Raw genomic sequence first — 24,167 nt, 5'->3', positions numbered from 1 at the left:
TCGGTCCCATGGCGAAGCCCATGAAGACCCCGCCCGCCTACGCGCCGAGCAGCGTCGACCATGCCCTCCAGCTGGCGCAGATCCTCCAGCTCGACGGCATGGTGACGGTCTCGGCCGCGGCCGAGCGCCTGGGCGTGGCCCGCTCGACGGCCCACCGGCTGCTGACCGCGCTGGTGTACCGCGATTTCGCGGTGCAGAACGAAGATCGCAGCTACCGGGTGGGCCCCGTCCTGGCTCTGGCCGAGCGCGCCCGGTCCGACGTCGGCGCGCTGCGCGCGGCGGCCCTGGGGGCGATGCGGGCGCTGGTGGACCGCATCGACGAGACGGTGAACCTCAGCATCCGCACCGGCCGCAACGTGCGCTTCATCGCCTCGGTCGAGTGCGGGCAGGCGCTGCGGGTGGGCAGCCGCGAGGGGATGGTCTTCCCGGCCCACCAGGCCACCGGCGGCCTGGTGACGCTGGCGGCGCTGTCGGACGAGGAGCTGGAGTTCCTCTACGCCGCCGACGATCGCGGCGATCCGGCCGAGGAGCTGCCGGATCTTGTGCGGCTGCGGCGCGACCTGCGGTCCGTGCGGCGCAGCGGGGTCGCGCTCAACCTTGAACGCACCGAGCGGGGGGTGGTCGCCGTCGGATGCCCGGTGAAGGGCCGCGACGGCGCGACCTGGGCGGCGCTGTCGGTCTCGATGCCCAGCGTCCGCTACTCCCCCAAGCAGATCAAGCCGCTCGTCGCCGCGCTCACGGCCGCGGCGGACTCGATCACCTACGCCCTCTGAGCCCGTGCGCTTTCGGGGCGCCGGGTCACCGCAGGGTCCGCCGGGTCACCGGAGGAGGTCGCGGCGGCTGAGGGTGCTGGCGAGCGCGGCCGCCGCCGCGCGTACCGCGGTGGCGTGGCCCTCGGGCCGGAACCTGCCGGTCGGCCCGGCCACGCTGATCGCGGCCAGCGGCTCGTCGCCGCGGCCCAGCACCGGCGCGGCGACGCACAGCAGCCCGACGGCCGACTCCTCCGCCTCGAACGCGACGCCGGTCTCCGCGACGCGCCGCAACTGGGCGCGCAGGATGCTCGGCGCGACGACGGTGTGCGGGGTACGTCGTTCGAGCGGGCCGGTCAGCACGTCGCGCCGCAGGCCGGGGTCGGCGTAGGCGAGCAGCGCCTTGCCGATCGCGGTGCAGTGGAGCGGCATGCGGCCGCCGGTGCGCGAGGGGGCCCTGGCCTGGCGGTGGCCGCCGATCTTGGCCACGTAGACGACGTCGTGGCCTTCCCGCACCCCGAGGTGGACGGTCTCGTGGGTGCGTTCGTAGAGATCCTGGAGGAACGGCATCGCCAGTTCGAGCAGGCTGCGCTCCAGCGAGGCGAGCATGCCGAGCTCGAACAGGCCGCCACTGAGCCGGTAGCCGCCGTCGGCGCGGTCGAGCAGCCGGTTGGCGACCAGATCTCCGGCCAGCCGGTGGACGGTCGCCTTGTGCAGGCCGGTACGCCGTACCAGCTCGGCGAGCCCGACGACCCGGTCCTCGGGCCGGAAGGCGCGCAGGATCGTCACCGCCTTGCCCAGCACGGTGTCGAGATCCGCCCTTTCCGTCACCCGCACAGCGTATCGCTGAGCGAGACGATGTGCTGGTTGCGGTGCCGTCCTGCCTGCACAGTGGGGGTATGAACGAAACCATCGGAGCGGCAGCCGCCGGGCCGTCCGACATAGCCGCCGCGGCCGGGCGGCTCACGCGGGCGGCCGCGTCCGGCGTGCCGTGCGCTCCCGTGCGGGATCTGATCGGCCGTGACGACCTGGCCGCCGCGTACGCCGTGCAGGCCGCGCTCACCGCGACCCGCCTCGCCGCCGGCGCCCGGATCACCGGCCGCAAGATCGGCCTGACGTCCGAGGCGGTGCAACGGCAGCTCGGCGTCGACCAGCCGGACTTCGGCGTCCTGTTCGAGGACATGGCCTACGCCGACGGCGCCGTGATCCCGGCCGGACGGGTCCTCCAGCCGAGGGCGGAGGCGGAGATCGCGTTCGTGCTCGGCTCCGACCTGGCCGACGGCCCCCTCGACGCCCGGCAGGTCCGGGACGCCGTCGAGTACGGCGTCGCCGCGCTGGAGATCTGCGGCAGCCGGATCGCCGGATGGGACATCTCCTTCGGCGACACGGTCGCCGACAACGCCTCCGCGGGCGCCTACGTGCTCGGGACCGAGCGCCGCACCCTGGAGGAGTTCGAACCGGTGGACGTCGTGATGTCCATGAGCATCGGCGGCCAGGAGGTCTCCACCGGCACCGGCGCGGCCTGTCTGGGCGACCCGATCGAGGCGGTCGTGTGGCTGGCGCGCACCGCCCGCGACCTCGGCGAGCCGCTGCGCGCCGGGCAGGTCGTCCTGTCCGGCGCGCTCGGCCCCATGCGGCCGGTCACCGCCGGCGACACCGTCACCGCCACCCTGTCCGGCCTCGGCACGGTGACGGCCGGCTTCACCGAAGGAGCAGCATCATGAGCAGGACGAAGGTCGCGATCATCGGCTCGGGCAACATCGGCACCGACCTGATGATCAAGGTTCTGCGCGGGGCCCGCCATCTGGAGATGGGGGCCATGGTCGGCATCGAAGCCGCCTCGGACGGCCTGGCCCGCGCCGCCCGGCTCGGCGTCCCGACGACCCACGAGGGCGTGGACGGGCTGATCGCGCTGCCGGGCTTCGAGGAGATCGAGATCGTCTTCGACGCGACCTCGGCCAAGGCGCACGAGGTGAACGCCGCCCGGCTGACCCCGTTCGGGAAGCGGCTGATCGACCTGACCCCGGCGGCGATCGGCCCCTACGTCGTCCCCGCCGTCAACCTCGACGAGCACCTCGACGCGCCCAACGTGAACATGGTCACCTGCGGCGGTCAGGCCACGATCCCGATCGTCGCCGCCGTCAACCGGGTGGCGCCCGTCGAGTACGCCGAGATCGTCGCGTCCATCGCGTCGAAGTCGGCCGGTCCGGGCACCCGGGCCAACATCGACGAGTTCACCGAGACCACCTCGGCCGCCATCGAGCAGATCGGCGGGGCGCGCCGCGGCAAGGCGATCATCATCCTCAACCCCGCCGACCCGCCGCTGATCATGCGGGACACGGTCCTGTGCCTCGTCGCCGCGCCGGACCCGGCCGCGCGCGAGGAGATCGGCCGGTCGGTGGAGAAGATGGTCGCCGACGTGGCCGCCTACGTGCCCGGCTACCGGCTCAAGCAGCAGGTGCAGATCACCGAGATCCCCGCCGACCAGCCGGTCGGGACGCTCCTGGCCGCCGGGGCCGCGCGGCCCACCCACCAGGTGTCGGTCTTCCTCGAAGTCGAGGGGGCCGCGCACTACCTTCCGGCCTACGCCGGCAACCTCGACATCATGACCTCCGCCGCCCTGCGGGTGGCGGAACGCATCGCGGCAGGGAAGGCGGACCTCTGATGGGCACCCCGATCTTCGTCCAGGACGTCACGCTTCGCGACGGCATGCACGCCGTCCGCCACCGGATCGGCCTGGAGGACGTCAACCGCATCGTCACGGCGCTCGACCGGGCAGGCGTCGACGCGATCGAGGTCGCGCACGGCGACGGCCTGGCCGGCGGCTCGCTCAACTACGGTCCCGGCTCGCACACGGACTGGGAGTGGATCGAGGCGGCGGCGTCGGTGCTGGTCAACGCCCGCCTCACCACGCTGCTGCTGCCCGGGGTGGGCACCGTCCACGAGCTGAAGCGCGCCCACGAGCTCGGCGTGCGATCCGTCCGGGTGGCCACGCACTGCACCGAGGCCGACATCTCCGCCCAGCACATCGCCGCGGCGCGCGAGATCGGCATGGACGTGTCCGGCTTCCTGATGCTCTCCCACATGGCCCCGCCGGAGGAGCTGGCCCGGCAGGCCAAGCTCATGGAGTCCTACGGCGCCCACTGTGTCTACGTCACCGACTCCGGCGGCCGGCTCACCATGAACGACGTGGCCGCGCGGGTGCGGGCGTACCGCGACGTCCTCGACCCGGGGACGGAGATCGGCATCCACGCCCACGAGAACCTCTCGCTGTCGGTCGCCAACTCCGTCGTCGCGGTCGAGAACGGCGTGCGCCGCGTGGACGCCTCGCTGGCCGGTCACGGCGCCGGGGCGGGGAACTGCCCGCTGGAGGCGTTCATCGCGGTCGCGGACCTGTCGGACTTCGAGCACCGGTGCGACCTGTTCCAGCTCCAGGACGCCGCCGACGACATCGTCCGCCCGTTGCAGGACCGTCCGGTGCGGGTCGACCGGGAGACCCTCACGCTGGGGTACGCCGGCGTCTACTCGTCCTTCCTCCGCCACGCCGAGTCGGCCGCCGCGCGGTACGGCGTGGACGTCCGCGACATCCTCATGGAGTGCGGTCGCCGCCGGCTGGTCGGCGGGCAGGAGGACATGATCGTCGACATCGCCCTCACGCTCGTCAGCGAGCGGGACCAGCGGTCCGCCTGACGCTCGCGCCCGGCCGCACAGGGAGACCTCAGCGGCCGGCGAGCAGTGCCTGGCCCATCGCCACGATGGCGTCGGCGAGTTGCTCCATGAACTCCGCGATCGGCTTGCCGTCCCCGGACTGGAGGGAGACGAACGCGCCGTCGAAGCCGGCCATGCCGAAGTGGGCGAGGGCGTCCGCGACCGCGTTCGCGGCGTCCTCCCCCTCCCCGGCGAACGACGATCGGATCATGTGCCGCATGAGGTCGCGGCCCTCTTCGCGGACCTCGATCACGGTCTGCGTCGCCTCCGGCGCCTCGGCGGCCTCGTTGCTCATCACCAGCACGAGCAGCAGGCGCAGGAACTCCTCCCGGTGCACGAAGACCTCGCCGGTCCTGCGCAGGTACCAGCCCAGCCGCTCGCGGGGGGTGCCGCCGGGCGGCGGGTCGCGGTGGGCGTCGCGCATGGCGTCGAAGAAGCCCTGCGCCCCCTGGGCCATGACGGCCGACAGCAGCCCCGCCTTGGACTCGAAGTGGTGGTAGAAGGCGCTCTTGGGCAGGCCCGTCTCCTTGACGAGCGTCGAGATCGACGTGCCGGCGTAGCCGCGTACGGACATCACCCGGGCGGCCGCGTCGAGGATCTCCTGCCGGGACCGGCGGCCGCGGCTGTTTCCGGCCTGCGCCACCTGCGTGCTCTTCTCCACCTGCCGAAGTCTAGGGACCCCGGGAGGGAGGCTCGTCCATCCGCCGGTCAGGGCCGGATCAGAACTCGTTCGGGCCACCTCTTGACACGTTGCCGCAGGTCGTTGTTAGTCTCCTCACAATTGGACCGAACGTTTGGTCCAAAAGTGCCGCATCGAGCATGTGCGGCCGAGAACGGAGTCAGCGCATGACCGACAGCTACGACGCGGACGTCGCGATCATCGGGTACGGCCCGACCGGCGTGATCGCCGCCCTCACCCTGGCCAGGTACGGCGTGTCCGCCGTCGCCCTGGAACGTGACACGGACATCCACCCCCGGGCACGGGCCGTGACCGTCAACGACTGGACGATGCGGATCTTCCAGGACCTCGGCATCGACGAGCGGATCGAGAAGAAGATCGATCCCCAGCGGGCCCTGCGCTGGGTCACCTACGACGGCCGGGAGATCATGCGGATCGAGCATCCGCCCTCGACCCTGGGCCGCAAGGCGCGCTTCTACAACATCTACCAGCCGATCATGGAGACCGAGCTGCGCGCGGCCGCGCAGGACCACGGCGACCGCATCACCGTCCACTACGGCACCGAGGTCACCGGCGTCGCCCAGGACGCCGACGGTGTCACCGTCACCTCGACCGACACCGCGACCGGCCGCACGCGCACCACCCGCGCCCGCTACGCGATCGCCGCCGACGGCGGCGGCAGCACGACCCGCGGCGAGCTGGGCTGCCGCCTGGTGGGCGACACCAACGACGTCACCTGGGTCGTCATCGACTGCCGCGTCAAGCGCTGGTGGCCCGACCGCGACTTCCTGACCTTCTGGTCCGACAAGGAGCGGCCGGTCGTCGACATCGCACTGTCCGCCGACAACCACCGCTGGGAGATCCCCCTCAAGCCGGACGAGACCCCCGCGAACTACCCGACCAGCGCCGAGGTCTGGCCGCTGCTGAAGGCCCTGGGCGTCACCGAGGACGACGTCGAGATCCACGGCACGCCTTCTACAAGCACCACGTCCGGATGTGCGACACCTGGCGCACGGGCCGGGTGTTCCTGGCCGGGGACGCGGCCCACCTGATGCCGCCGTGGGCCGGCGCCGGCATGCAGTCCGGCATGCGCGACGCCCACAACCTGGGCTGGAAGCTCGTCCGTGTGCTCAAGGGCGAGCTGCCCGACAGCTGGCTGGACACCTACGAGGCCGAACGGCGTCCGAACACCGCCTTCTACACCGGGCTCGCGGTCCAGCTCGGACGGGTCATCAAGCAGGAGCTGTCGGAGGAGGAGCAGGCCGCGATGAACGCGGTCCCGCAGGACACGGTCACCCCGTACGAGCCGCCGCTCACCGCGCCGCCGGTGCTGGCGGGCGGATGGATCAGGGGACCGCTGGGCGACGCCAGCATCGTCGGCCGCATGGTCCCCCAGCCGGTCGCCGGTGACACCACCGGCCGGATGGCGCGGCTGGACGACCTGCTCGGCGACGGGTTCGTGCTGCTCGGCGACGACGTCGACCCCGCGACGCTGCTGACGGCGCAGGAGAAGGCCGGCTGGGACGCGCTCGGCGCGCGCTACCTCGCCGTACGGCCGAAGACCGCCTACACGCAGGGCCCGGACGAGCTGGTCGACCTCGACGAGGTCCTGCTGCCGTGGCTGCGCAGGTACGGCGTCCGCGCCGTGGCGGTCCGTCCCGACAAGTTCGTCGCCGCGGCCGACGTCAGCGGCCTGGCCGTACCCGCCTGAATCGTCCACCTGAGGAGAGGAAGACATGTCCGGAGTCAAGGAACTCGGTTACGTCGTCTACGAGGTCGGCGACCTGGCCGACTGGGAGCACTTCGCCGTCGAGCTGCTGGGGATGCAGGTCGGGGAGAAGATCGACGGCGGGTTCACCCTGCGCACCGACGAGAAGGCCCACCGCTGGATCGTCACCGGCGGCCCCGCCGACGACCTGGTGGCCACCGGCTACGAGGTCTCCGACGCCGCCGCGCTCGACGCGCTGGTCGAGAAGCTGCGCGCGGCCGGCGTCGAGGTCACCGAGGGCGACGACGCCCTGGCCGCGGCCCGCAAGGTGGAGCGCGTCCTCGTCACCGCCGACCCCATGGGCAACCGGGTCGAGCTGGTCACCGGGCTGGCCGACGCCGCCACGCCGTTCGAGTCGGCGAAGCTGCTCGGCGGGTTCGTGACGGGCGCCGGCGGCGCGGGCCACCAGGTCCTCCTGGCGCACGGCGTCACCCGCGAGACCTACCTGCACTTCTACATCGACCTGCTCGGCTTCAAGATCAGCGACATCATCGTCGAGGAGCTCGCCCCCGGCGTGGTCGCCGACCTGATCTTCCTGCACTGCAACGGCCGCCACCACACCGTGGCCTTCGGCGAGCTGCCCTCGCCGAAGAAGAGCCACCACTTCATGGTCGAGGTGACCGACATCCGCGACGTCGGCCTGGCCTACGACCGCTGCATGGACGCCGGGCAGCCGTTCGAGATGACCCTCGGGATGCACCCGAACGACCACATGTTCAGCTTCTACGTCTTCACCCCCTCGGGCTTCAGTGTCGAGTACGGCTGGGGCGGGCTGATCATCGACGACGAGACGTGGGAGGTGAAGACGCTCGACAAGCTGCACAGCTGGGGCCACCGTCCCCCGGGCGTCGTCGCCGGGCTGCTGGCCGACGCGCCCACACCGAACGGGGAGGACCACTGATGGCACTCGACGCCAAGGACATCGCGCGCACCGTCCGCACCGCCGACTGGGAGCTGCGCTACTACGAGGCCGGCTCCGGCCATCCGGTCGTGCTGCTGCACGGCAGCGGACCGGGCGCGACGGGCTGGAGCAACTTCGCCGGCAACATCGAGGCGCTGGCCGAGCACTTCCACGTGTACGCCGTCGACATGCCCGGCTGGGGCGAGTCGGACCCGGCGACCGTGGACCGGCTCGACCACGTGGAGGCGGCGATCCAGTTCCTGGACGCCCTCGGCATCGACAAGGCCGCGTTCGTCGGCAACTCGATGGGCGGGCAGACCTCGCTGCGGCTGGCCACCGAGCACCCCGATCGCATCTCGCACCTGATCACCATGGGCCCGCCGGTCGGCCGGATCCCCACGCTCTTCGGCGCCGGCGACGGCCCGTCCGAGGGCCTGAAGGTGCTGATCGAGGCCTACCGGGACGCGAGCCCGGAGAACATGCGTCGGCTCGTCGAGATCATGGTCTACGACAAGGCCCGGTTCGCCACCCCCGAACTGTGCCAGGCGCGCTCGGACGCCGCCCTCGCCCGCCCCGACCACCTGCGCAACTACGTGGACGGCCTGCCGAAGGGCGCCCCGCTGCCGAAGTGGGTCAAGCCCGACCTGCTGCCCTCGATCCAGGTGCCGACCCTGCTCATCCACGGCCGCGACGACCGCGTCGTGTCGTTCGAGACCTCGCTGTACCTGCTGGCCAACATCCCGAACAGCCGGCTGGTGCTGCTCAACCGCTGCGGGCACTGGGCGATGATCGAGCACGCCGACGAGTTCAACCGGCTGGTCGCCGACTTCATCGCCAACAACTGACCGAAGGGCCCCAGGTCCGCAGGGCCGCGGAGGACGGATCCCACCGTGCTCCGCGGCACCGGCCGCTCCGAGGCCCTCGACCGCTGCCCCTGGATCTCACGTCGTGGATCCTTCCGCGCACGCCGTGTCGCGTGCACCCGGGTGAGGGGCCCTCCGGGCTTCGAGGGCGTCCAGGATCAGGTCCAGGCCGTAGCCGAACTCGCCGGTGTAGTCGTAGCCCGGACGCAGGGCGTGGTCGCGGATCATCTCGGCGAGGTACGGCAGCTCCTCCGCCGGCAGCCGCCGCAGGATGCCGCCGGCCACTTCCTCGACATCGTCCGGCGTCGTCACCGGCAGGCTCGCCTCCTGCAGGACGAACCCGTAGACGTAGCTGTCGACGAGCGAGACGGCGTGCGCGGCCATCGCCAGCGTGAACCCCGCCTCCCGCAGGACGCCCAGGACGGCGTCGTGATGACGCAGCGTCGCCGGCCCCGGATCGCGACGGGAGTCCATGAGCCCGAGAGCCCAGCTGTGCTGCGACAGGACCGCGCGTGCGGAGAAGGCACGCGTACGGATCGCATCGCGCCAATCGCCGCGTTCGGCCCTGGGCAGCTCGATCGCCGCGAACACCGTGTCGACCACGCCGTCGAGGATGGCGTCCTTGTTCGGCACGTGGTGGTAGAGCGACATCGCCTCCACGCCCAGTTCCTGCGCCACCCGGCGCATCGTGATCGCCTCCACGCCGCCGCGATCCGCGACCCGGATCGCGGCTTCCAGCACGAGGCCTCTGCTGAGCGGTTGCGGTGGTGGCGGCACGACGGCTCCGGAGTGTGAGCGGGTTGACAGCCTTACGAGCGTAAGCCAACCTTACACCCGTAAGGAGCCTTACTGGCGTAAGGCTGTCTGGGTTCGCGTCCGCCGGAAAGGGGATTTCGATGCCGATGCCGAGGTGGTGGGGGCAGGTGAACAAAAGGGTGTTCAACCCCCGCGCGATAGCCGGCGGGAAATGGCCCGTCCTGATTCACGTCGGTCGCACGTCCGGCGCCACGTACCGCACGCCGCTCGATGCGCATCCCGTCGAGGGCGGCTACCTGTTCGTCCTGGTGTACGGATCGCGCTCCGACTGGGTGCGGAACGTCCTGGCGGCCAGAGGCGCGCGACTCCGGGTCGACGGGCGAGAGGTGGAACTCACCGCCCCACGCCTCGTCGGGAAGGAGGAGGCGTTCCGGGCCCTTCCCGACGAGGTGGCACGCCCACCGCAGCTGTTCGGCATCACCGAGTTCCTCCGCATGGACCTGCCCACAGGCTGACCCTGGCCGGCGTCACCACGACATCACAGGACGAACATCGTGCACACAAACAGGCGGGCAACCGCGATTGCGGGAACACTGGTCATCGTCGGCATGATCGCCGGAGCGCTGAGCATCGTTCCCGTCATCGAGGAGCCACGCCATCTCGCTCTCATTTCCGAGCACGAGAGCCAGGTCGTCGTCGGCGCGGTCGCCCAGGCCATCATGATCCCCGCCTATGTCGGGTTCGCGCTCTGCCTTTATCCGGCGTTGAGAACGGAGAACGAAACGCTCAGCCTGGGCTTCCTGGGGTTCAGGCTGATCGCAGCGACGTTCCACTTCTTGGGCGTGATCATCCTGCCCTTGTTCCTCGTGCTGGGCCATGCGTTCACCCGGGCCGCCGCCTCGGACGCGGCCGGCCTTGAGCTCCTGGACGAGTTGCTTCGGACGGCACGCGACCTGGTCAACCACGTCGCGTTGATCATCTCGCTGGGCCTCGGAGACCTCCTGTTGTTCCGCATTCTGTGGCGGTCGAGATCCGTCCCTCGGTGGTTGTCCGGGTGGGGGTTCCTGGGAATCGCCCTGGCCATGTCGGCGAGCTTCTCGGTGCTGCTCGGCCTGACCGACGTGGTCACGCCGCTCTACCTGGCCATGAACGCGCCACTGGGCCTGCAGACCGTCGTCTTCGCCCTGTGGCTGCTGGCCAAAGGCCTCGCTACGGGCACATCGACCACGGTCCACCGGCACGGCTGACCCGCAGGCTCGGTGGCGCCTGGCGTACGTCACGAACCGCTCCCCTGCTGACGGGCTCAATCCGACAGCAGGGGAGTCTTGCGCTTCCGGCCTGAGGCCGCCTCCCGGTCCGCGGCGTCGAACCTGGTCAGGTAGGCGTTGATGAAGTGGTCGCGGATGCCGTCGGTGCCCGGGGCCAGCAGGTCGGCGGTGGCGCCGCCGAGCCGGTCGAGCAGGCCCGCCACCGGGGCCATCTTGTCGTGCAGCTTGCCGTGGGCGTCGAAGTAGCGTTCTTCGGCGACGTGGCCGAACAGCGGGGCGGGCGGGAGCTGGGCGACGATGTCGTTGTTGTTCACGAAGCGGAAGGTGCGGCCGCGGAAGGCCTGGTCGTAGGCGGCGGCCAGCTTGGGGCAGCAGGTGCGGGGCTGGCCGTAGGTGTAGACGCCGTCGGCCAGCAGCGTGGGGTCTTCGAAGTGGGTACGGGCGGCGGCGAGCATGGCCAGCGCGCCGCCGAGGCTGTGCCCGGTGAACCAGAGGGAGTGGCCGGGGGTGTGCCATTCCTCCAGGGTCCGCAGCAGGGCGGGGTGCACGACGTCCAGGGCGCGGTAGAAGCCGGCGTGGATGTTGCCGTCGGCGGCGGTGTACGGGGTGAGCAGGGTGTCGGCGTCCGAGAGCCAGTCGCGCAGTTCCTCGGGCTGGGTGCCGCGGAAGGCGACGATGATCATGTGGTCGCCGGCGGCGACATACGCCTGGGTGTCCTCCAACGGGAACGGCGCGGCGTGCGGCACGCGGAAGCTCCTGACGCGGTCGAAGCCCCAGCTGTTGACGGTGGCCCGGACCTCGGGCTCGTCCTTGTAGGCCAGGGCGGCGGCGTGGGCCAGGCGGCGGGCCTGGGCCAGGGTGTAGCCGGTGGCTGTGTGGTCGAAGGTGATCGTGGTCATGAGTGCTCCCCCAGGCGTCCCGGACTGTCGCCACCGGGCGTACCCGCCGGTTGACCAAGAGTCGCCGTCCGGCAGGTAAGCGATCGCCTCGCCGAGGCCGTCACGCTGCGGCACCGGCGGCCCCCTCGACGGCGAGAAGTTCTCCGCCCACCTCCACGCCGACCTGTTCCGACAGCCTCATCCTGCTCCTGCCAAGCCGCCTGGCCCGAACCGGACCGATCAGTGGGCCCTGCCGTAGCACCACAGTCCGCCCCGTTCGCGGGGCAGGCGGGTCAGCGGCCCAGGAGTCCTGCGATCCGCCGGGCCTCGGGGAGGACGTGCTGGGCGAGGGCCAGTTCGTGGGCGCGGCGCAGGCAGTCGGCGGCCTCACCGGCACGGCCCAGCGCTGTGAGGCTGTCGGCGCGCAGGCACAGTGCCTCCCGTTCCAGCACCCGATCACCGTAGAGCCGGACCTCGGCCAGAAGGCGGTTCGACAGCACGTCCGCGTGCGTGTGGCAGCGGGTTCGCAGCGTCACGCGGAGATCGCAGAGCAGGACCATCAGCGACACCCGCCGATGACCTGCGGCGAGGTCACCGGCCCGGTCCAGGAGCGGGCGCGGATCGTCGTGGTGGAAGGCCAGGCGCGCGAGGGCGACGGCCTCGATGACCTCGTCGCCCGCCGCGCGGGCCAGCTCTGCGGCTGCCGTGAGGTGGGTGATCGCGTCCTCGGTCCGCCCCAGGGCCAGCTCGGCGATGGCGAGGTTGCTGAGTGTCAGCGCCCGGAAGGCGTCGTCGTCCAGCGACGGCAGCGCCTGGGTCAGCAGGGTGACGCCTTGGGCGTGGTGCTTCTGGAACACCGCGACCGTCCCGAGCGACATGGTCATCACCGCCGCGCCACGGTCGTCGCCGTTGTCCAGGCAGGACCGCAACGCCACCTGCGAGCTCTGCACCCAGTCGAGGAGGTGGCCGTGGATCTCGTACAACCGCACGGCGGCCAGCGCCAGGCCCCAGCTGAGATTCGCCTGGCCGAGGTCGGCGGCCTGGCGGACGCCGGCCGACAAGGTGGCGCGCTCGGCGGCCATCCAGGACATCGGGTCGGCCGGCACCACCTCACCGCTGGGTTGCCACAGCGGGCTGTCGCTCTCGATGAGGCGGAACCTGCCCCGGTATTCGCGCAGGTACGCCTCCCGTGACAGCCAGAGCAGACAGGACAGGAATCGCCGCACGATCGTGTCCTGCGCGGATCCGGTTCCGGCGCGCTCACGAGCCAGCAGCCGGATCAGGTCATGGCACCGATAACGCTCCTGGCCGGCGCCGTCGAACCCGTCCGGCTGCAGGAGCTGGCGCTCTGCCAGCCGTTCCAGGAGGTCACCGGCGACGGCCACGGGCACGTCGAGAAGGGCGGCGCCCATCCAGGCGGTGAAGGTGGGCACCCGCAGCAGCCCCAGCCGTTCGAACAGGGTGCGTTCGGCGGGTGGCAAATCGTCGTACCCGGCCTCCAGCGTGGCCCGCACGTCCAGCTCACCGGCGCGCAACTCGTTCAATCGACGCTCACCGGCCAGCCGGGCGGCCAGGGTCTCGACGCCCCAGCCCGGCCTGGTCAGCAGCCTGGCTCCGGCCACCCGCAGAGCCAGCGGGAGCTGGGCGCACAGCTCGGCCAGCGGCGCCGCCCTGGACACCTCGATGCGGGCGATCCGGGACAGCAGCAGCGCCGCGTCGGCGAGAGGCATCTCCTCAAGCCGCATCGGCAGGGCGCCCACGTCGGCCACCAGGCTTTCGAACCTGCTCCGCCCGGTGACCACCGTCACGCACCCGGGCGCGCCGGGCAGCAGCGGTCTCGCCCGCGCGGTATCCGGCGCGTTGTCGAGGATGACCAGCACCCTCCGGTGGGCGAGCATCTGACGATAGAGCGCGATCTGAGCGTGCTGCTCGACGGGGACGACCGCGGCTCCGAGGGCGTGCAGGAACCGGCTCAGCACCTCGACGGGGGTGTCCTCGCCGAGATTGGCGTAGAGCTGCCCGTCGGGGAACCGGTCGCGGGCGCGATGCGCCCAATGCAGGGCGAGCCCGGATTTACCCACTCCGCCGACCCCGCTGATCACGGCGACGCCGCAGGGGCGGTCCAGGAGGCCGTCCAGGACGGCCAGCTCCGCCGTACGGCCGGTGAAGGCGTGGATGTCCGGTGGCAGGAGCCGGGGCGCGGGATCGTGGTGGAGCAGGTCCTCATGCAGGCGGCGCAGCGGGCCGGAGGGGTCGACGCCGAGTTCGTCCCGCAGGCGCCGGCGCGTCTGGTCGAACATGCGAAGGGCCTCTCCACGGCGTCCGGTGGCGGCCAGGGCCCGCAGCCGTAACTCGACGAGCGATTCGCGCAGCGGATGTGCGGACACGGCGGCGGCCAGGTCGCTCACGCATTCGGCCGGGCGCCCGAGCTCCATCAGCACACGTGCGCGTGCCTCGACGGCCAGCAGCCGGGCTTCCGCCAGCCGGGCGGCCTCCGCCCGGACGACCGCCAGATCGAGCAGCCCCTCGTAGGGCTCGCCCCGCCACAGGGCCATGGCGCTGTCCAGCAACGGCAACGCGCGCTCGGGCGGCTCGGCTGCCGCGCGCCGCACCAGCTCCTCGAAACGGGCGGCGTCCAGTTCGCCGTCCTCCACCGCCAGCAGGTGGCTGTCGCCCCTGCGGATCAGCCGTTCTCCGACGACGCCACGCAGGCGATGCAGGTGCCAGCGGAAGGTGCTCGGCGACGGCGGCGCGAGCGGCCACGCCGCGTCCGTCAGGGCGTCGCCCGTAACCGGCTCGTTGGCGTGACACAGCAACGACGCCAATAAGATCATCTGCTTGCCCGACGCCATCGGATGGCCCTGAACCGTCACTGGGCCAAGCACCCCGAAATCCATTCCACGAAGTATGTCGGAAACAGCAGATGCGTGATCAAGAAGAGAGCCGGAACGGCCCCGGCACGTCCCGGCTCCCGCGGGTCGAGCTCTCAGCCCATCATGGACGCGTCGGCGCACTGGCCGCGCGTCACCCACAGGTGGGACGAGATCGTGTTCTTCACCAGGGCGGGCGTGAGGTGGTCCGCCCGGTAGTAGACCAGCCCCGACAGGTCGGGGACCCAGTCGCCCCTGTCGAGGCAGCGGTAGCCGTACACGTAGTCATAGTTGATCTTGTCGTAGAACGCGACCACGGTGAGTCCGCTGGAATCGGTGGCGCCGTCGTTGAGGACGGACACGGCCCTGTTGGCGGCATTGACGAAGCCCCCGCCGGCCGCGTCCCAGTTGGAATCGTTGCCCTCCGCGTAGCCGAGCATGATCCCGCCGCAGTTGGGCTGGTTGAAGGCGAAGACGTTGCCGTTGCTCCACCCGTCCCGGACGCTGGAGCAGCCGGCGAGCTGCGACGTGCTCGCCTCCGAGGCCCAGGCGGGGCCGGTCGTCGACAGAGCGGCGGTAAGGGCCACGGCGGCCGCCGCCAGACGCGTCAAGCGCATCGGTTTTCTCCTTGTGTTGTGCCTACCGCGGCCCAGCGCCGCGGAGTCTTAGTGGTGATCACCGCTCGGCGCGGGTGATCTTCCTGGCGCGTGCGAGCGCCTCACCGCGCATGCGGTCGTAGAGGTCCAGCTCAGCGGCGTACCGTGCGCCGATCTTGGGCCGGTACTCCCGGCCGAGGGCGCGCATGGTGGCCCGCAGATCAGTACGGCGCGCGCAGGTCGCCTCGTCGACCGCGAGCTCGACCTCGGTCGCGTGGGCACGCTCGGCCGTCATACCGACGCTCAGCCCGGGAGCGGCCAGGTGCGCGGCGGGCGGTGTGGCGTAGTCGTGCCCGCGCTCGCGCATGCACGCCGACCAGGCCTTCACCCCCGCCGTGTACCGCGCGTCCTTCACCAGTCGCCCCATCACCAGCGGCGTGATGTTCATGGCCAGCCGGTCGACGCGGAACCAGGTGGCCCGGTCCCCGTAGAGCCGCGCGATGCTGGAGGCGGAGCATCCGCCGAGCGAGTTGTTGATCGTGCGGCCGTCGGGCAGCTTCACGCTGAGCACTTCGTTCCCCGCTCCGCCGTTCAGAGCCTCCCGGTAGGCGATGCGGCGGGCGGCAGGCAAGCCGTTGACGTAGGCGACGTTCCGGCTGTGCTTCCGCGCCGCGACGGCGGCGTTCCGCGCCCGCGTGCCGTACCCGTTGCGGCGCGCCCACTCCACGTCGTCGAGCACGAACCCGACCGGGAGCAGCCCGTCCTGGTCGGCCGGCCGTTCCACCCAGTACTCGAACCCCACGTCCCGCATGCAGTCGCGGACGAGCAGGGACTCGGCCCAGCTCAGCGTCACCTCGTCCGCGGGGGTGATCGGCGCCGTCGGGGCCCCCGGCTTGGCGACCGGCCGCGCGTGCGCCCCTTCCCCGCACCCGGCCAGGCCGGCGATCACCGCCACCGCGACGGCGGCACGCCACGACATTGTCCGGGCCGAGCCCCGCCGGCGTGCGGCGACCTTCACTGCGGGCATGCCGTCACCTCCTGATCGTCTTGGGGACAGACGCTAAGGAGGGGCTGTTGGGCGGGCGTTGGGGGCGCGTTGGGAGCGGGTGTCGCGCCGGCTCCGCCTGCCTACGCCGGGCTGCCGGCCCTCACCGCGGTCCGGTGAAGACCGGCAAGTGGCGACGACGGGTCCGGCCGGCCACGACCCAGGGTCCTGCCGAAGTGTCCGGAGCTGACAGAAGTCCTCGGGATGGACCTCTTGACGTACCGTCAGCGCCCAGCCGTCCGCTTGCCCTGAGGCGACCAGCGCGCGACCTCCGCGTACCGGGGTGTCAGGCCGTCGTCCCGGCGTCGACGGTGATGGACGTGCCGGTGATGGTACGGCCGGCGGGGCCCGCCAGATGGAGGACGGTGGCGGCGACGTCGTCCGGGGTGCCGTAGCGGCCGAGGGCGGTGTAGGAGCGTTCGGCGTCGGCGTCGGGGCCGTCGGCGGGGTTCATCTCGGTGTCGGTGGAGCCGGGGTGGACGAGGTTGGCCGTGATGTCGCGGGGGCCGAGATCACGGGCGAGGCCCTTGGTGAGGCCGATCAGTGCGGACTTGCTCATCGAGTACAGGGTCCAGCCGGGGTAGGGGACGCGTTCGGCCAGGCTGCTGCCGATGTTCACGATCCGTCCGCCGGCCCGCATGTGACGGGCGGCCGCCTGGGACGTGAGGAAGGCGGCTCTGGCGTGGATGGCGAGGGTGCGGTCGACTTCGTCCAGGGAGACGTCCTCCAGCGGGCCGAAGGGGGCGATTCCGGCGTTGTTCACCAGGATGTCGAGGCGGCCGAAGGTGGCGACGGTGTGCGCGACGGCCGCCTGGAGCGCCTCGGCGTCGGCGGCATCGGCGGCCATGGCCAGGCCGCGGCGGCCGAGCGCCTCGATCTCCTGGACCACGCCCTCCGCCCGGCTCGCCGCCGTCGCATAGGTGATCGCCACATCGGCGCCCGCCGCGGCCAGGCTGCGCGCGATGGCCGCGCCGATGCCCCTGCTGCCTCCGGTGACGAGTGCGCTCTTGCCGTTGAGCATCTGTCCTCCATTATCCGGAACTGATTCCGGTTGAGGATATACGGAATGCGTTCCGCTTTTCCAGCCCGATAAGGTGAACACGTGCCACAGGAGCGGGCCGATGCCGCCAGGAACCGAGCGAAGATCCTTGCCGCGGCCGCGGAGATCGTCGCCACCGAGGGCATGAAGGGGCTGGCCATGGCCGACGTCGCGGCCGCCTCGGGCGTCGGGATCGGCACGCTGTACCGGCGGTTCGGCGACCGGTCGGGGCTGGCGTACGCGCTCATCGACGAGAAGGAGCGCGAGTTCCAGCAGGCGTTCCTGACCGGCGCTCCCCCTCTGGGGCCCGGGGCGCCGGAGATCGAGCGGGTCCGCGCCTTCCTGCACGCGCTGACCGATCGCACCTTCGCCCAGCTCGACCTGCTGCTGATGGCCGAGACCGCCGGGGAGTTCGCGCGTTTCGGCGGCGCCTACGAGGCGTACCACCAGCACCTGGTCGTGCTGATCGCACGGATCAAGCCGGAGGCCGACGCGGGGTTCCTCGCCGACGCCCTGCTCGCGCCGATCGCGGCCAACCTGATCGCCCACCGGGGGCGTGCGGCGTCCGTCGTGAAGGCGGGTCTTGACGCCCTGCTCACGGGCCTTGTGTGAGCGGGGCCCGACGACGGACGCGGGTCAGGCGCGTTCCTTCGAGGTGTTCGGCAGAGCGAGCACGGCCACCGCTCCGGCGATGACGACCGCGGCGCAGACCCGGAACGCCGGCGCGGCGACGAACGTGCGCCTGCGTCCGTAGAGGTCGGCCGGCCGGCAGCAGGAACCCGGCGAAGGTGAGGAGGTGGCCGTTGACCAACCGTTGCAGCCCCTCGGGCCCGAGGCGGAGGTCGGACTCCATGGCGGGCGATCGGACGCCGCCCACGGGCGGTGGTGCGCCATGATCCGAGATCTCGTTGACGGTCCGGCGGACCGTGACTTCGTGAGGTGCGGCCGTCAGTGGGCGCGGAGGCGGCGAGGAATGTCCGCCGAGTCGCACCCGGCGGCGAACCGGGCCCGCCTTCGAGGGCGTCACACGACGGCGACGGCGTCGACCTCCACGAGGAACCCGGGGCCCAGGCCGGCCACGACGTGGACGGTGATGGCGGGCGGCGGGTCGGCCCGGTTCCACACCTCCTGGAAGGCGGCCACCCCCTCGTCGAAGGTGTGACCGTCGAGCACGGCGATGCGCCAGTGCACGATGTTCGCCAGGCTCGCGCCCTCGCTCTCCAGGATCGTCACCAGGTTGCGGAAGATCTGCCTGGCCTGGTCGCCGACCGTGGGCCCGACGACCTTGCCGTCGGCGCCGACGCCGTTCTGCCCGCCGATGTAGATGGTCTTGGCGGGCTGTTCGACCACGACGGCCTGGCTGAAGGCCGGGCTGCGGTGGAGCCCCTCGGGGTTGATGTGCCGTACGCCCATGTGCGCTCTCCTCGAATCTTGAAACCGGTTATAGGGGTTTCGTTGCGACACCAGTTATAGTGGTGTCATGCGATTGAACGCAACCGGGCGGATCCTGCACGACCCCAAGGGCGGGTCGTTCCGGTTCGACGCCGGCGCCGTCTGCCTCGACTTCGCCCACACGGGCGGCGAGGGCCGATACGCGATCTTCGAGAGCCTCCACGAGCCCGCCGACCTGGCCGAATGGCTGGCCCAGCCGCCACTGGCGGTGGTCATGACGGCCACCGTGACCGCCCGCGAGCTGACGGCGGCCAAGACCCTGCGCCAGGCGATCTGGGACGCGGCCCACGCCCGGGCGGCCGGTCGCCCGCTTCCCAAGGAGGCGGTCGCCACCATCAACCGGGCCGCGAGCGCGGCGCCGCCGGTCCCCGAACTGGCCGACGACGGCATCACCGCCGGATGGGCGCCGCCGGTGCGGGCCACGCAGGCGCTGTCGGCCCTGGCTCGGGAGACGATCGAGCTGCTGTCCGGGCCGTTCGCCGGACGCATCCGCGAGTGCGCCGGCGACAACTGCCCGCTGGTGTTCGTCGACACGTCCCGGCCCGGCGCCCGCCGCTGGTGCGCGATGGAACGCTGCGGAAACCGTCACAAGCTGCGCGCCCTGCGCGCCCGCCAGGCCCTGGAGCCGTGACCCGGCCTCGGCCGCGCCCAGCACGCCGACGCAGCGCAGCCGGAGGGCTTCCCGCGTGAGCCCGGAGTACGGCCGCATGGCGGCGGCCATCAGGTCCGTCTAGCCGTCGAGCAGGTCGCGCTCGATCACCTCCATCTTCTGGTTCCCCTTGAGACGGCCCGGTCGAGGCGGTCGCGGACCTCTCGCAGCACCGGGACCAGCTCCGGCGGTTCCAGCACCTCGAAGTCGAACCCCTTCGCCGCCACGTGCACCGCCAGCTCGTGCAGCGAGTTCGAGCCGGCCGTGAAGAGGCAGGTGCGCGCGTCCACGGGCTCCAGCCGGCCGGCGGCGGGTGAGGTGCGCGGCGCCACCGCCTCCAGCGGCGCGTGGAAGAGAACGCGGGCCTGGTACGCGTACGGCGCCGAGGTGATGGCGTGCGAGACGTGGGCGGCCACGTCCTCCTCCGGCCGCAGGCGCGGCGTGAAGCGCGCCCCCAGTGGCCCGAGCGGCTCCTCGATCCGGTCGACCCGGAAGGTACGCCAGTCGTCCTTGGCCACGTCCCACGCCACCAGGTACCAGCGGCGCGGCGTGTGCACCAGCCGGTGCGGCTCGACCTCGCGTACGGTGACGCCGTCGCGCCCCCGGTGGCGCAGCCGCACCCGGCGCAGGTCGCGGCACGCGGCGGCGATCGCGGCCAGCAGGTCGGCGCCGACCTCCGGACCGGCCGCCCCGGGCAGCGCGACGGTCGCCGCGCGGAACGCCTCCACCCGGTGCCGCAACCGGGAGGGCAGGAGCTGCTGGAGCTTGGCCAGCGCCCGCACCGCCCCCTCCTCCAGGCCGGCGACGCTGCCGGTCGCGGCCGTACGCAGGCTGATCGCCACCGCCACGGCCTCCTCGTCGTCGAGCAGCAGCGGCGGCAACGCGGCCCCCACCCCGAGCCGGTACCCGCCGGCCACCCCCGGGGTGGCGTCCACCGGATAGCCGAGTTCGCGCAGCCGTTCGACGTCGCGCCGCACGGTGCGCAGGCCGACGCGCAGCCGGTCGGCGAGTTCGGCGCCGGTCCAGTCCGTGCGCGCCTGAAGGAGTGACAGCAGGCGCAGCAGCCGGGCGGAGGTCTCCAACATGGGCACCATTGTGGCCGCCATTGGTGCCCGAAGCTGACACCAATGCCCAATACCGTCACGGACATGACGAACGACATCCAGCCCTACCGCGTCGATGTCCCGCAGGCCGACCTCGACGACCTGCACGAACGGCTGCGCCGTACCCGCTGGGCCCCCGAGGTGCCCGGCACCGGCTGGGAGCGCGGCGTGCCGACCGGCTACCTGCGGGAGCTGGCCGCGTACTGGGCCGACGGCTTCGACTGGCGCGCCCAGGAGGCGGCGCTCAACGCGTACCCGCAGTTCACCACCGTCGTGGACGGCACGCAGGTGCACTTCCTGCACGTACGCTCCGCCGAGCCCGACGCCGTCCCGCTCCTGCTGCTGCACGGCTGGCCCGGCTCGGTCGTCGAGTTCCTCGACCTGATCGGCCCGCTCACCGACCCGGTGGCCCACGGCGGCGAGGCCGCCGACGCCTTCCACCTGGTGGTCCCGTCGCTGCCGGGCTACGGCTTCTCCGGCCCGCTGCCCGGCACCGGCTGGACGGACGGCCGCACCGCCGCGGCGATGGCGGAGCTGATGTCCAGGCTCGGCCACGACCGGTACGGCGTGCAGGGCGGCGACGTCGGCGCGTTCATCGCCCCGCTGGTGGGACGCGCCGCGCCCGACGATGTCATCGGCGTGCACGTCAACGGCCTGCTCACGTTCCCCGGCGGCGATGCGGCGGTCATGGGCTCGCTGAGCGACGCCGAGCGCGCGCGGCTGGCCGGGATGCAGGAGTGGCAGGCGAAGCTGGGCGCGTACATGCAGGTCCAGGGCACGCGCCCGCAGACGGTCGCGGCCGCGCTGCACGACTCCCCCGCCGGCCAGCTCGCCTGGATCGTGGAGAAGTTCAAGGACTGGACGGACCCGGCCGCCGAACTCCCCGAGGACGCGGTGGACCGGGACCGGATCCTCGCCGACGTGAGCATCTACTGGTTCACCGGCACCGCGGGCTCGGCGGCCCACACCTACTACGAACGCTTCAACGACTTCAGCATGTGGGCCCCGAAGGCGCGCGGGACGGTGCCGACCGCGGTCGCGCTCTCCCCCACGGACTTCTCGGTCCGCCCGCTGGCCGACCAGGCGCACAAGGTGGTGCGCTGGACGGAGTTCGAGCGGGGCGGCCACTTCGCCGCGCTGGAGACCCCCGACCTGCTGATCGCCGACCTCCGGGCGTTCTTCCGGACCCTGGGCTGACCGGACGGCGGGAGCCCGCTGGAGCGACCATCCCCCGAGGGTAGAGGGCGCGCCGGTGGCGACCGTGTCCGTCCTCGGTCACGCACCGGGACGGACGACCGCCAGGTGAGGTGTCCTGCGCGCCCGGCGGAGTCCCACGGCGACGGTGACCGCGGCGGCCAGGACCGGGAGCACGGCCGCGACCGGCAGCGGCCCCGGGCCCAGGTGCCTCAGGGTCTGGCCGCCGAGCGCCGAGCCGGCGGTGATGCCGACGTTGAAGGCGATGATGAACAGCGTGGAGGCGGCCGGGACGGCGTGCGGCGCCGTCTTCAGCGCCAAGGTCTGGAGCAGGGTCGGCAGGGCCGCGTACGCCAGGCCCCACACGGCGATCGCGGCGATGGTGACCGCCCCGCCGGTGACCGGCAGCACCGCGACGGCGGTCGCGTGCAGGGCGAGCGTGACCAGCAGGTAGCGGCCGGCTCCCCGGTCGGCCAGCAGGCCGGCGGCCCAGACTCCCAGGATTCCGGCGGCGCCGAAGACGAACAGCGCGGCCGTGGTGGCCGTGCCGCTCTGATCGGCGTCGCCGAGGTAGGGCACCAGGTAGGTGTGGAGGGTGAACTGCCCCAGCATGACCAGGGCCGTGGCCGCCGTGACGATCCGTACCGAGGGCAGCCGCAGTGCTTCCCGCAGCCCGCTGGGGGCGGGGGACGCGGACCGTCCGGGCAGCAGGCTCCTCGCGGCGACCATGAGCAGGACCGACAGGCCGCTCAGGACCGCGAAGCCGGTGCGCCATCCGGCCGCCTGGCCCAGGAGCGTGCCCAGCGGGACGCCCGCGGTCAGCGCGGCCGAGTTGCCGGCGAACACGACGGCCACCGCCCGTCCCGCCTTGTCGGGGGTGACCAGGGAGGCGGCGTACCCGGCCATGGCCGACCACAGCACCCCGTGCCCGGAGGCGGTCACCAGGCGGGCCAGCAGGGCGATGGGATAGTTCGGGGCGACGGCCAGCAGCGCGTTGCCCACGGCGAACAACCCCATGATCATCACCAGCAGCCGGCGGCGGTCCAGCCGTGCGGTCGCCGTCGCGAGGGGCATGGTCACCGCGATGATGATCAGTGAGTAGCCGCCCACCAGCCAGCCGATCAGGTCCTGCGAGGCCCCGAGGCCGTGGCTCATCTGCGGCAGCAGACCCATCGGCAGCGTCTCGGTGGTGATCGTGGTCAACGCCACCGTGAACAGCACCGCCGGCCCCACCGCGGGACGCCGCCCGGTCAGCCCCACACACGGTCCAGGAAGTCGGCGATGAGCGGGGCGATGTGGGGCAGGTGGTCCTCCAGGGCGAAGTGGCCGGTGTCCAGCAGGTGGATCTCGGCGTCGGGCAGGTCGCGCAGGTAGGCGCGGGCGCCGGGCTCGGGGAAGAACGGGTCGTTGACACCCCAGGTGATGAGGGTGGGCGGGGTGTGCTTACGCAGCCAGGCCTGCCACCGGTCGTAGCGCTCCACGTTGGAGTGGTAGTCGAACGCCAGGGCCACCTGGGCCTCCTTGCGGCCCGGCAGGTCGAGGAAGTGCTGGTCGAGGGTCCAGCCCTCGGGGGCGATCAGCTCGGGGTCGGTGACGCCGGTCTCGTACTGGCCGCGTGTGCCGGGCAGGGTGAGCAGGTCGCGGATGGCGTCCTCGGCGCCGGGGGTCTCGGGGCGCAGGGCGACGAAGTCGCGGGCTCCGTCCGACAGGCCCTCGGTGTAGGCGTTGCCGTTCTGCACCACCAGGCCGGCGATCCATTCGGGGTGCCGCTCGGCGAGCCGGAAGCCGACGGGGGCGCCGAAGTCGAAGACGTACATCACGAAGCGGGTCAGGCCGAGCCGCTGGACGAAGCCCTCGGTGACGTCGGCGAGCCGGTCGAAGGAGTAGGTGAAGCCGGCCGGGGCCTCGGTGTGGCCGAATCCGGGGTAGTCGGGGGCGATCACCCGGTAGCGGGCGCCCAGCACGTCGATGAGGCGGCGGAACTGGTGCGAGGCCGACGGGAAGCCGTGCAGGAGCAGCAGCACCGGCGCGTCGGCCCGTTCGGGCAGTGACTCGCGGTAGAAGACCCGGACGCCATCGACGTCGAGTGTGCGATGGGCGGTGCGGGCTACCAGGGGGTACGTCATCACTAATGCCTTCTGTTAGGAATGATGCGTTAGTTATAGCCGTACATGATCTAATGCGTCAAATCCTTCGAATGCCATTAGAGGCCCAGACAGTAAGAGACATCGCACTGTAATGATTCAACTACTTTGCGTAACATTTTGTTGTCTCGCCGTCCACCGAAGGAGATCCCCCTGATGCGTCTGTCCGCTCTCGCTGCCGCCGCCTTCGCGACCGGAGCCCTCCTCGCCGGCGCCGCCCCCGGCGCCTCCGCCACCCGAGCCGCCGATGCTCTGAACCTGTGGTCCGGCCTCAACCAGACCGGCCAGGTACAGCCGGTGCCGGCCCCCGAAGAAGCAGGCTGCGTGACCGTCGACGCAGCGTTCCGAGCCCGATCGGCCGGGAACCGCAGCAAGAGGCTCGCCTCGCTCTACACCAACCAGGACTGCGACGGTGAACCGGAAGAGGTCGTGTCACCTGGCCGCCGCACCAACTTCGCGCGGCCTCTCCGGATCGAGTCGGTCGCCTTCCAGTGAGTGCTCCATG

26 protein-coding genes are annotated in these 24,167 nt (G+C 71.9%); 14 read left to right on the top strand and 12 right to left on the bottom strand.

The annotated features are described in order from the left end of the window. Window positions 1–8 precede the first annotated feature (8 nt). Complete coding sequence (locus tag AB0J97_RS27095) at window positions 9–773, top strand: IclR family transcriptional regulator (RefSeq protein ID WP_364093132.1); 765 nt, start codon at window positions 9–11, stop codon at window positions 771–773. 45 nt (window positions 774–818) lie between these two features. On the opposite strand, the gene AB0J97_RS27090 is transcribed toward AB0J97_RS27095, so the two are convergent. Further along, window positions 819–1,580 carry an IclR family transcriptional regulator gene (locus AB0J97_RS27090; protein ID WP_364093130.1) on the bottom strand — a complete coding sequence of 254 codons (762 nt, stop codon included), beginning with the start codon at window positions 1,578–1,580 and terminating at the stop codon, window positions 819–821. Window positions 1,581–1,648: 68 nt separating this feature from the next. Here AB0J97_RS27090 and AB0J97_RS27085 point away from each other — a divergent pair, with 68 nt between their 5' ends. Genes AB0J97_RS27085 through dmpG form a run of 3 tightly spaced genes read left to right on the top strand, consistent with a single transcriptional unit; the run spans window position 1,649 to window position 4,439 of the window. Beyond that, a complete protein-coding gene (locus AB0J97_RS27085; RefSeq protein WP_364093128.1) occupies window positions 1,649–2,473 on the top strand; it encodes a fumarylacetoacetate hydrolase family protein in 825 nt (274 codons plus the stop codon). Continuing rightward, entirely contained in the window at window positions 2,470–3,414 is a 945-nt protein-coding gene (locus tag AB0J97_RS27080) for an acetaldehyde dehydrogenase (acetylating) (protein ID WP_364093125.1), read from the top strand. The genes AB0J97_RS27085 and AB0J97_RS27080 overlap by 4 nt, the downstream gene beginning before the upstream one ends. Continuing rightward, window positions 3,414–4,439, top strand: a complete 1,026-nt coding sequence (gene dmpG, locus AB0J97_RS27075) for a 4-hydroxy-2-oxovalerate aldolase (protein WP_364093122.1) — start codon at window positions 3,414–3,416, stop codon at window positions 4,437–4,439. Before AB0J97_RS27080 ends, dmpG begins: the two co-directional genes overlap by 1 nt. Before the next feature lie 28 nt (window positions 4,440–4,467). Here the strand turns inward: dmpG and AB0J97_RS27070 are convergent, their stop codons facing one another. Next, the gene (locus tag AB0J97_RS27070; RefSeq protein WP_364093119.1) at window positions 4,468–5,118 is read right to left on the bottom strand and encodes a TetR/AcrR family transcriptional regulator; all 651 of its coding nucleotides are present in this window, start codon (window positions 5,116–5,118) and stop codon (window positions 4,468–4,470) included. Between the two features lie 185 nt (window positions 5,119–5,303). On the opposite strand from AB0J97_RS27070, the gene AB0J97_RS27065 reads away from it, so the two are divergent. From AB0J97_RS27065 to AB0J97_RS27050, 4 genes are read left to right on the top strand one after another with little or no spacing between them, the layout of a single operon-like run. After that, window positions 5,304–6,188, top strand: coding sequence for an FAD-dependent monooxygenase (locus AB0J97_RS27065; protein ID WP_364093116.1), 885 nt, complete (start codon window positions 5,304–5,306; stop codon window positions 6,186–6,188). Next, window positions 6,131–6,847, top strand: a complete 717-nt coding sequence (locus AB0J97_RS27060; RefSeq protein WP_364093113.1) for an FAD-dependent monooxygenase — start codon at window positions 6,131–6,133, stop codon at window positions 6,845–6,847. The genes AB0J97_RS27065 and AB0J97_RS27060 overlap by 58 nt, the downstream gene beginning before the upstream one ends. A 25-nt stretch (window positions 6,848–6,872) precedes the next feature. Further along, entirely contained in the window at window positions 6,873–7,805 is a 933-nt protein-coding gene (locus AB0J97_RS27055; protein ID WP_364093110.1) for a VOC family protein, read from the top strand. Next, window positions 7,805–8,650, top strand: coding sequence for an alpha/beta hydrolase (locus AB0J97_RS27050; RefSeq protein WP_357701930.1), 846 nt, complete (start codon window positions 7,805–7,807; stop codon window positions 8,648–8,650). Before AB0J97_RS27055 ends, AB0J97_RS27050 begins: the two co-directional genes overlap by 1 nt. Window positions 8,651–8,746: 96 nt before the next feature. Here the strand turns inward: AB0J97_RS27050 and AB0J97_RS27045 are convergent, their stop codons facing one another. Beyond that, entirely contained in the window at window positions 8,747–9,409 is a 663-nt protein-coding gene (locus AB0J97_RS27045) for a TetR/AcrR family transcriptional regulator (protein WP_364093106.1), read from the bottom strand. 182 nt (window positions 9,410–9,591) lie between these two features. Here AB0J97_RS27045 and AB0J97_RS27040 point away from each other — a divergent pair, with 182 nt between their 5' ends. Together AB0J97_RS27040 and AB0J97_RS27035 are read left to right on the top strand one after the other, a co-directional pair. Further along, the gene (locus tag AB0J97_RS27040; protein WP_364093104.1) at window positions 9,592–9,939 is read left to right on the top strand and encodes a nitroreductase family deazaflavin-dependent oxidoreductase; all 348 of its coding nucleotides are present in this window, start codon (window positions 9,592–9,594) and stop codon (window positions 9,937–9,939) included. Window positions 9,940–9,978: 39 nt separating this feature from the next. After that, window positions 9,979–10,671 carry a DUF4386 domain-containing protein gene (locus AB0J97_RS27035; RefSeq protein ID WP_364093101.1) on the top strand — a complete coding sequence of 231 codons (693 nt, stop codon included), beginning with the start codon at window positions 9,979–9,981 and terminating at the stop codon, window positions 10,669–10,671. A gap of 56 nt (window positions 10,672–10,727) precedes the next feature. Here AB0J97_RS27035 and AB0J97_RS27030 read toward each other — a convergent pair whose 3' ends face one another. From AB0J97_RS27030 to AB0J97_RS27010, 5 genes are all read right to left on the bottom strand, one after another. Beyond that, the gene (locus AB0J97_RS27030; protein WP_364093098.1) at window positions 10,728–11,591 is read right to left on the bottom strand and encodes a lipase family protein; all 864 of its coding nucleotides are present in this window, start codon (window positions 11,589–11,591) and stop codon (window positions 10,728–10,730) included. 272 nt (window positions 11,592–11,863) lie between these two features. Continuing rightward, entirely contained in the window at window positions 11,864–14,404 is a 2,541-nt protein-coding gene (locus AB0J97_RS27025) for a BTAD domain-containing putative transcriptional regulator (protein WP_364093094.1), read from the bottom strand. Between the two features lie 152 nt (window positions 14,405–14,556). Further along, window positions 14,557–15,057: a hypothetical protein gene (locus AB0J97_RS27020; RefSeq protein ID WP_364093091.1), complete on the bottom strand. Its 501-nt coding sequence runs from the start codon at window positions 15,055–15,057 to the stop codon at window positions 14,557–14,559. A 58-nt stretch (window positions 15,058–15,115) separates the two neighbouring features. Then, window positions 15,116–16,063, bottom strand: a complete 948-nt coding sequence (locus AB0J97_RS27015; protein WP_364093088.1) for a hypothetical protein — start codon at window positions 16,061–16,063, stop codon at window positions 15,116–15,118. Window positions 16,064–16,367: 304 nt separating this feature from the next. Continuing rightward, entirely contained in the window at window positions 16,368–17,102 is a 735-nt protein-coding gene (locus tag AB0J97_RS27010; RefSeq protein WP_364093085.1) for an SDR family oxidoreductase, read from the bottom strand. Between the two features lie 81 nt (window positions 17,103–17,183). On the opposite strand from AB0J97_RS27010, the gene AB0J97_RS27005 reads away from it, so the two are divergent. After that, window positions 17,184–17,732 (top strand): TetR/AcrR family transcriptional regulator, encoded by a 549-nt coding sequence (locus AB0J97_RS27005; RefSeq protein WP_364093082.1) that lies wholly within the window; start codon window positions 17,184–17,186, stop codon window positions 17,730–17,732. 411 nt (window positions 17,733–18,143) lie between these two features. Here AB0J97_RS27005 and AB0J97_RS27000 read toward each other — a convergent pair whose 3' ends face one another. Further along, window positions 18,144–18,533, bottom strand: coding sequence for a RidA family protein (locus tag AB0J97_RS27000; protein ID WP_364093079.1), 390 nt, complete (start codon window positions 18,531–18,533; stop codon window positions 18,144–18,146). Between the two features lie 67 nt (window positions 18,534–18,600). Between AB0J97_RS27000 and AB0J97_RS26995 the strand changes: the two genes are divergently transcribed. Further along, window positions 18,601–19,203 (top strand): ABATE domain-containing protein, encoded by a 603-nt coding sequence (locus AB0J97_RS26995; protein ID WP_364093076.1) that lies wholly within the window; start codon window positions 18,601–18,603, stop codon window positions 19,201–19,203. Between the two features lie 125 nt (window positions 19,204–19,328). Here AB0J97_RS26995 and AB0J97_RS26990 read toward each other — a convergent pair whose 3' ends face one another. Then, the gene (locus tag AB0J97_RS26990) at window positions 19,329–20,306 is read right to left on the bottom strand and encodes a WYL domain-containing protein (RefSeq protein ID WP_364093073.1); all 978 of its coding nucleotides are present in this window, start codon (window positions 20,304–20,306) and stop codon (window positions 19,329–19,331) included. Between the two features lie 63 nt (window positions 20,307–20,369). Between AB0J97_RS26990 and AB0J97_RS26985 the strand changes: the two genes are divergently transcribed. After that, entirely contained in the window at window positions 20,370–21,521 is a 1,152-nt protein-coding gene (locus AB0J97_RS26985) for an epoxide hydrolase family protein (protein WP_364093070.1), read from the top strand. A gap of 78 nt (window positions 21,522–21,599) precedes the next feature. Here the strand turns inward: AB0J97_RS26985 and AB0J97_RS26980 are convergent, their stop codons facing one another. Next, window positions 21,600–22,778 (bottom strand): MFS transporter, encoded by a 1,179-nt coding sequence (locus tag AB0J97_RS26980; protein ID WP_364093067.1) that lies wholly within the window; start codon window positions 22,776–22,778, stop codon window positions 21,600–21,602. Next, on the bottom strand, window positions 22,769–23,644 hold the full coding sequence (locus AB0J97_RS26975) for an alpha/beta hydrolase (protein ID WP_364093064.1): 876 nt from the start codon (window positions 23,642–23,644) through the stop codon (window positions 22,769–22,771). The genes AB0J97_RS26980 and AB0J97_RS26975 overlap by 10 nt, the downstream gene beginning before the upstream one ends. Window positions 23,645–23,818: 174 nt before the next feature. On the opposite strand from AB0J97_RS26975, the gene AB0J97_RS26970 reads away from it, so the two are divergent. Beyond that, the gene (locus tag AB0J97_RS26970; protein WP_364093061.1) at window positions 23,819–24,157 is read left to right on the top strand and encodes a peptidase inhibitor family I36 protein; all 339 of its coding nucleotides are present in this window, start codon (window positions 23,819–23,821) and stop codon (window positions 24,155–24,157) included. Window positions 24,158–24,167 lie beyond the last annotated feature (10 nt).

The organism is Nonomuraea sp. NPDC049607 (assembly GCF_040675375.1).
GTDB lineage: Bacteria > Actinomycetota > Actinomycetes > Streptosporangiales > Streptosporangiaceae > Nonomuraea.
The sequence above is the reverse complement of the archived record's forward strand: the minus strand, read 5'-3'. Positions and strand labels throughout refer to the sequence as shown.

Coding starts and splice junctions, on each gene's coding strand:
- AB0J97_RS27095 (WP_364093132.1), top strand. CDS start 9: ATGGCGAAGCCCATGAAGACCCCGCCCGCCTACGCGCCGAGCAGCGTC.
- AB0J97_RS27085 (WP_364093128.1), top strand. CDS start 1,649: ATGAACGAAACCATCGGAGCGGCAGCCGCCGGGCCGTCCGACATAGCC.
- AB0J97_RS27080 (WP_364093125.1), top strand. CDS start 2,470: ATGAGCAGGACGAAGGTCGCGATCATCGGCTCGGGCAACATCGGCACC.
- dmpG (WP_364093122.1), top strand. CDS start 3,414: ATGGGCACCCCGATCTTCGTCCAGGACGTCACGCTTCGCGACGGCATG.
- AB0J97_RS27065 (WP_364093116.1), top strand. CDS start 5,304: ATGACCGACAGCTACGACGCGGACGTCGCGATCATCGGGTACGGCCCG.
- AB0J97_RS27060 (WP_364093113.1), top strand. CDS start 6,131: ATGTGCGACACCTGGCGCACGGGCCGGGTGTTCCTGGCCGGGGACGCG.
- AB0J97_RS27055 (WP_364093110.1), top strand. CDS start 6,873: ATGTCCGGAGTCAAGGAACTCGGTTACGTCGTCTACGAGGTCGGCGAC.
- AB0J97_RS27050 (WP_357701930.1), top strand. CDS start 7,805: ATGGCACTCGACGCCAAGGACATCGCGCGCACCGTCCGCACCGCCGAC.
- AB0J97_RS27030 (WP_364093098.1), bottom strand. CDS start 11,591: ATGACCACGATCACCTTCGACCACACAGCCACCGGCTACACCCTGGCC.
- AB0J97_RS27025 (WP_364093094.1), bottom strand. CDS start 14,404: ATGATCTTATTGGCGTCGTTGCTGTGTCACGCCAACGAGCCGGTTACG.
- AB0J97_RS27020 (WP_364093091.1), bottom strand. CDS start 15,057: ATGCGCTTGACGCGTCTGGCGGCGGCCGCCGTGGCCCTTACCGCCGCT.
- AB0J97_RS27015 (WP_364093088.1), bottom strand. CDS start 16,063: ATGCCCGCAGTGAAGGTCGCCGCACGCCGGCGGGGCTCGGCCCGGACA.
- AB0J97_RS27010 (WP_364093085.1), bottom strand. CDS start 17,102: ATGCTCAACGGCAAGAGCGCACTCGTCACCGGAGGCAGCAGGGGCATC.
- AB0J97_RS27000 (WP_364093079.1), bottom strand. CDS start 18,533: ATGGGCGTACGGCACATCAACCCCGAGGGGCTCCACCGCAGCCCGGCC.
- AB0J97_RS26995 (WP_364093076.1), top strand. CDS start 18,601: ATGCGATTGAACGCAACCGGGCGGATCCTGCACGACCCCAAGGGCGGG.
- AB0J97_RS26990 (WP_364093073.1), bottom strand. CDS start 20,306: ATGTTGGAGACCTCCGCCCGGCTGCTGCGCCTGCTGTCACTCCTTCAG.
- AB0J97_RS26985 (WP_364093070.1), top strand. CDS start 20,370: ATGACGAACGACATCCAGCCCTACCGCGTCGATGTCCCGCAGGCCGAC.
- AB0J97_RS26975 (WP_364093064.1), bottom strand. CDS start 23,644: ATGACGTACCCCCTGGTAGCCCGCACCGCCCATCGCACACTCGACGTC.
- AB0J97_RS26970 (WP_364093061.1), top strand. CDS start 23,819: ATGCGTCTGTCCGCTCTCGCTGCCGCCGCCTTCGCGACCGGAGCCCTC.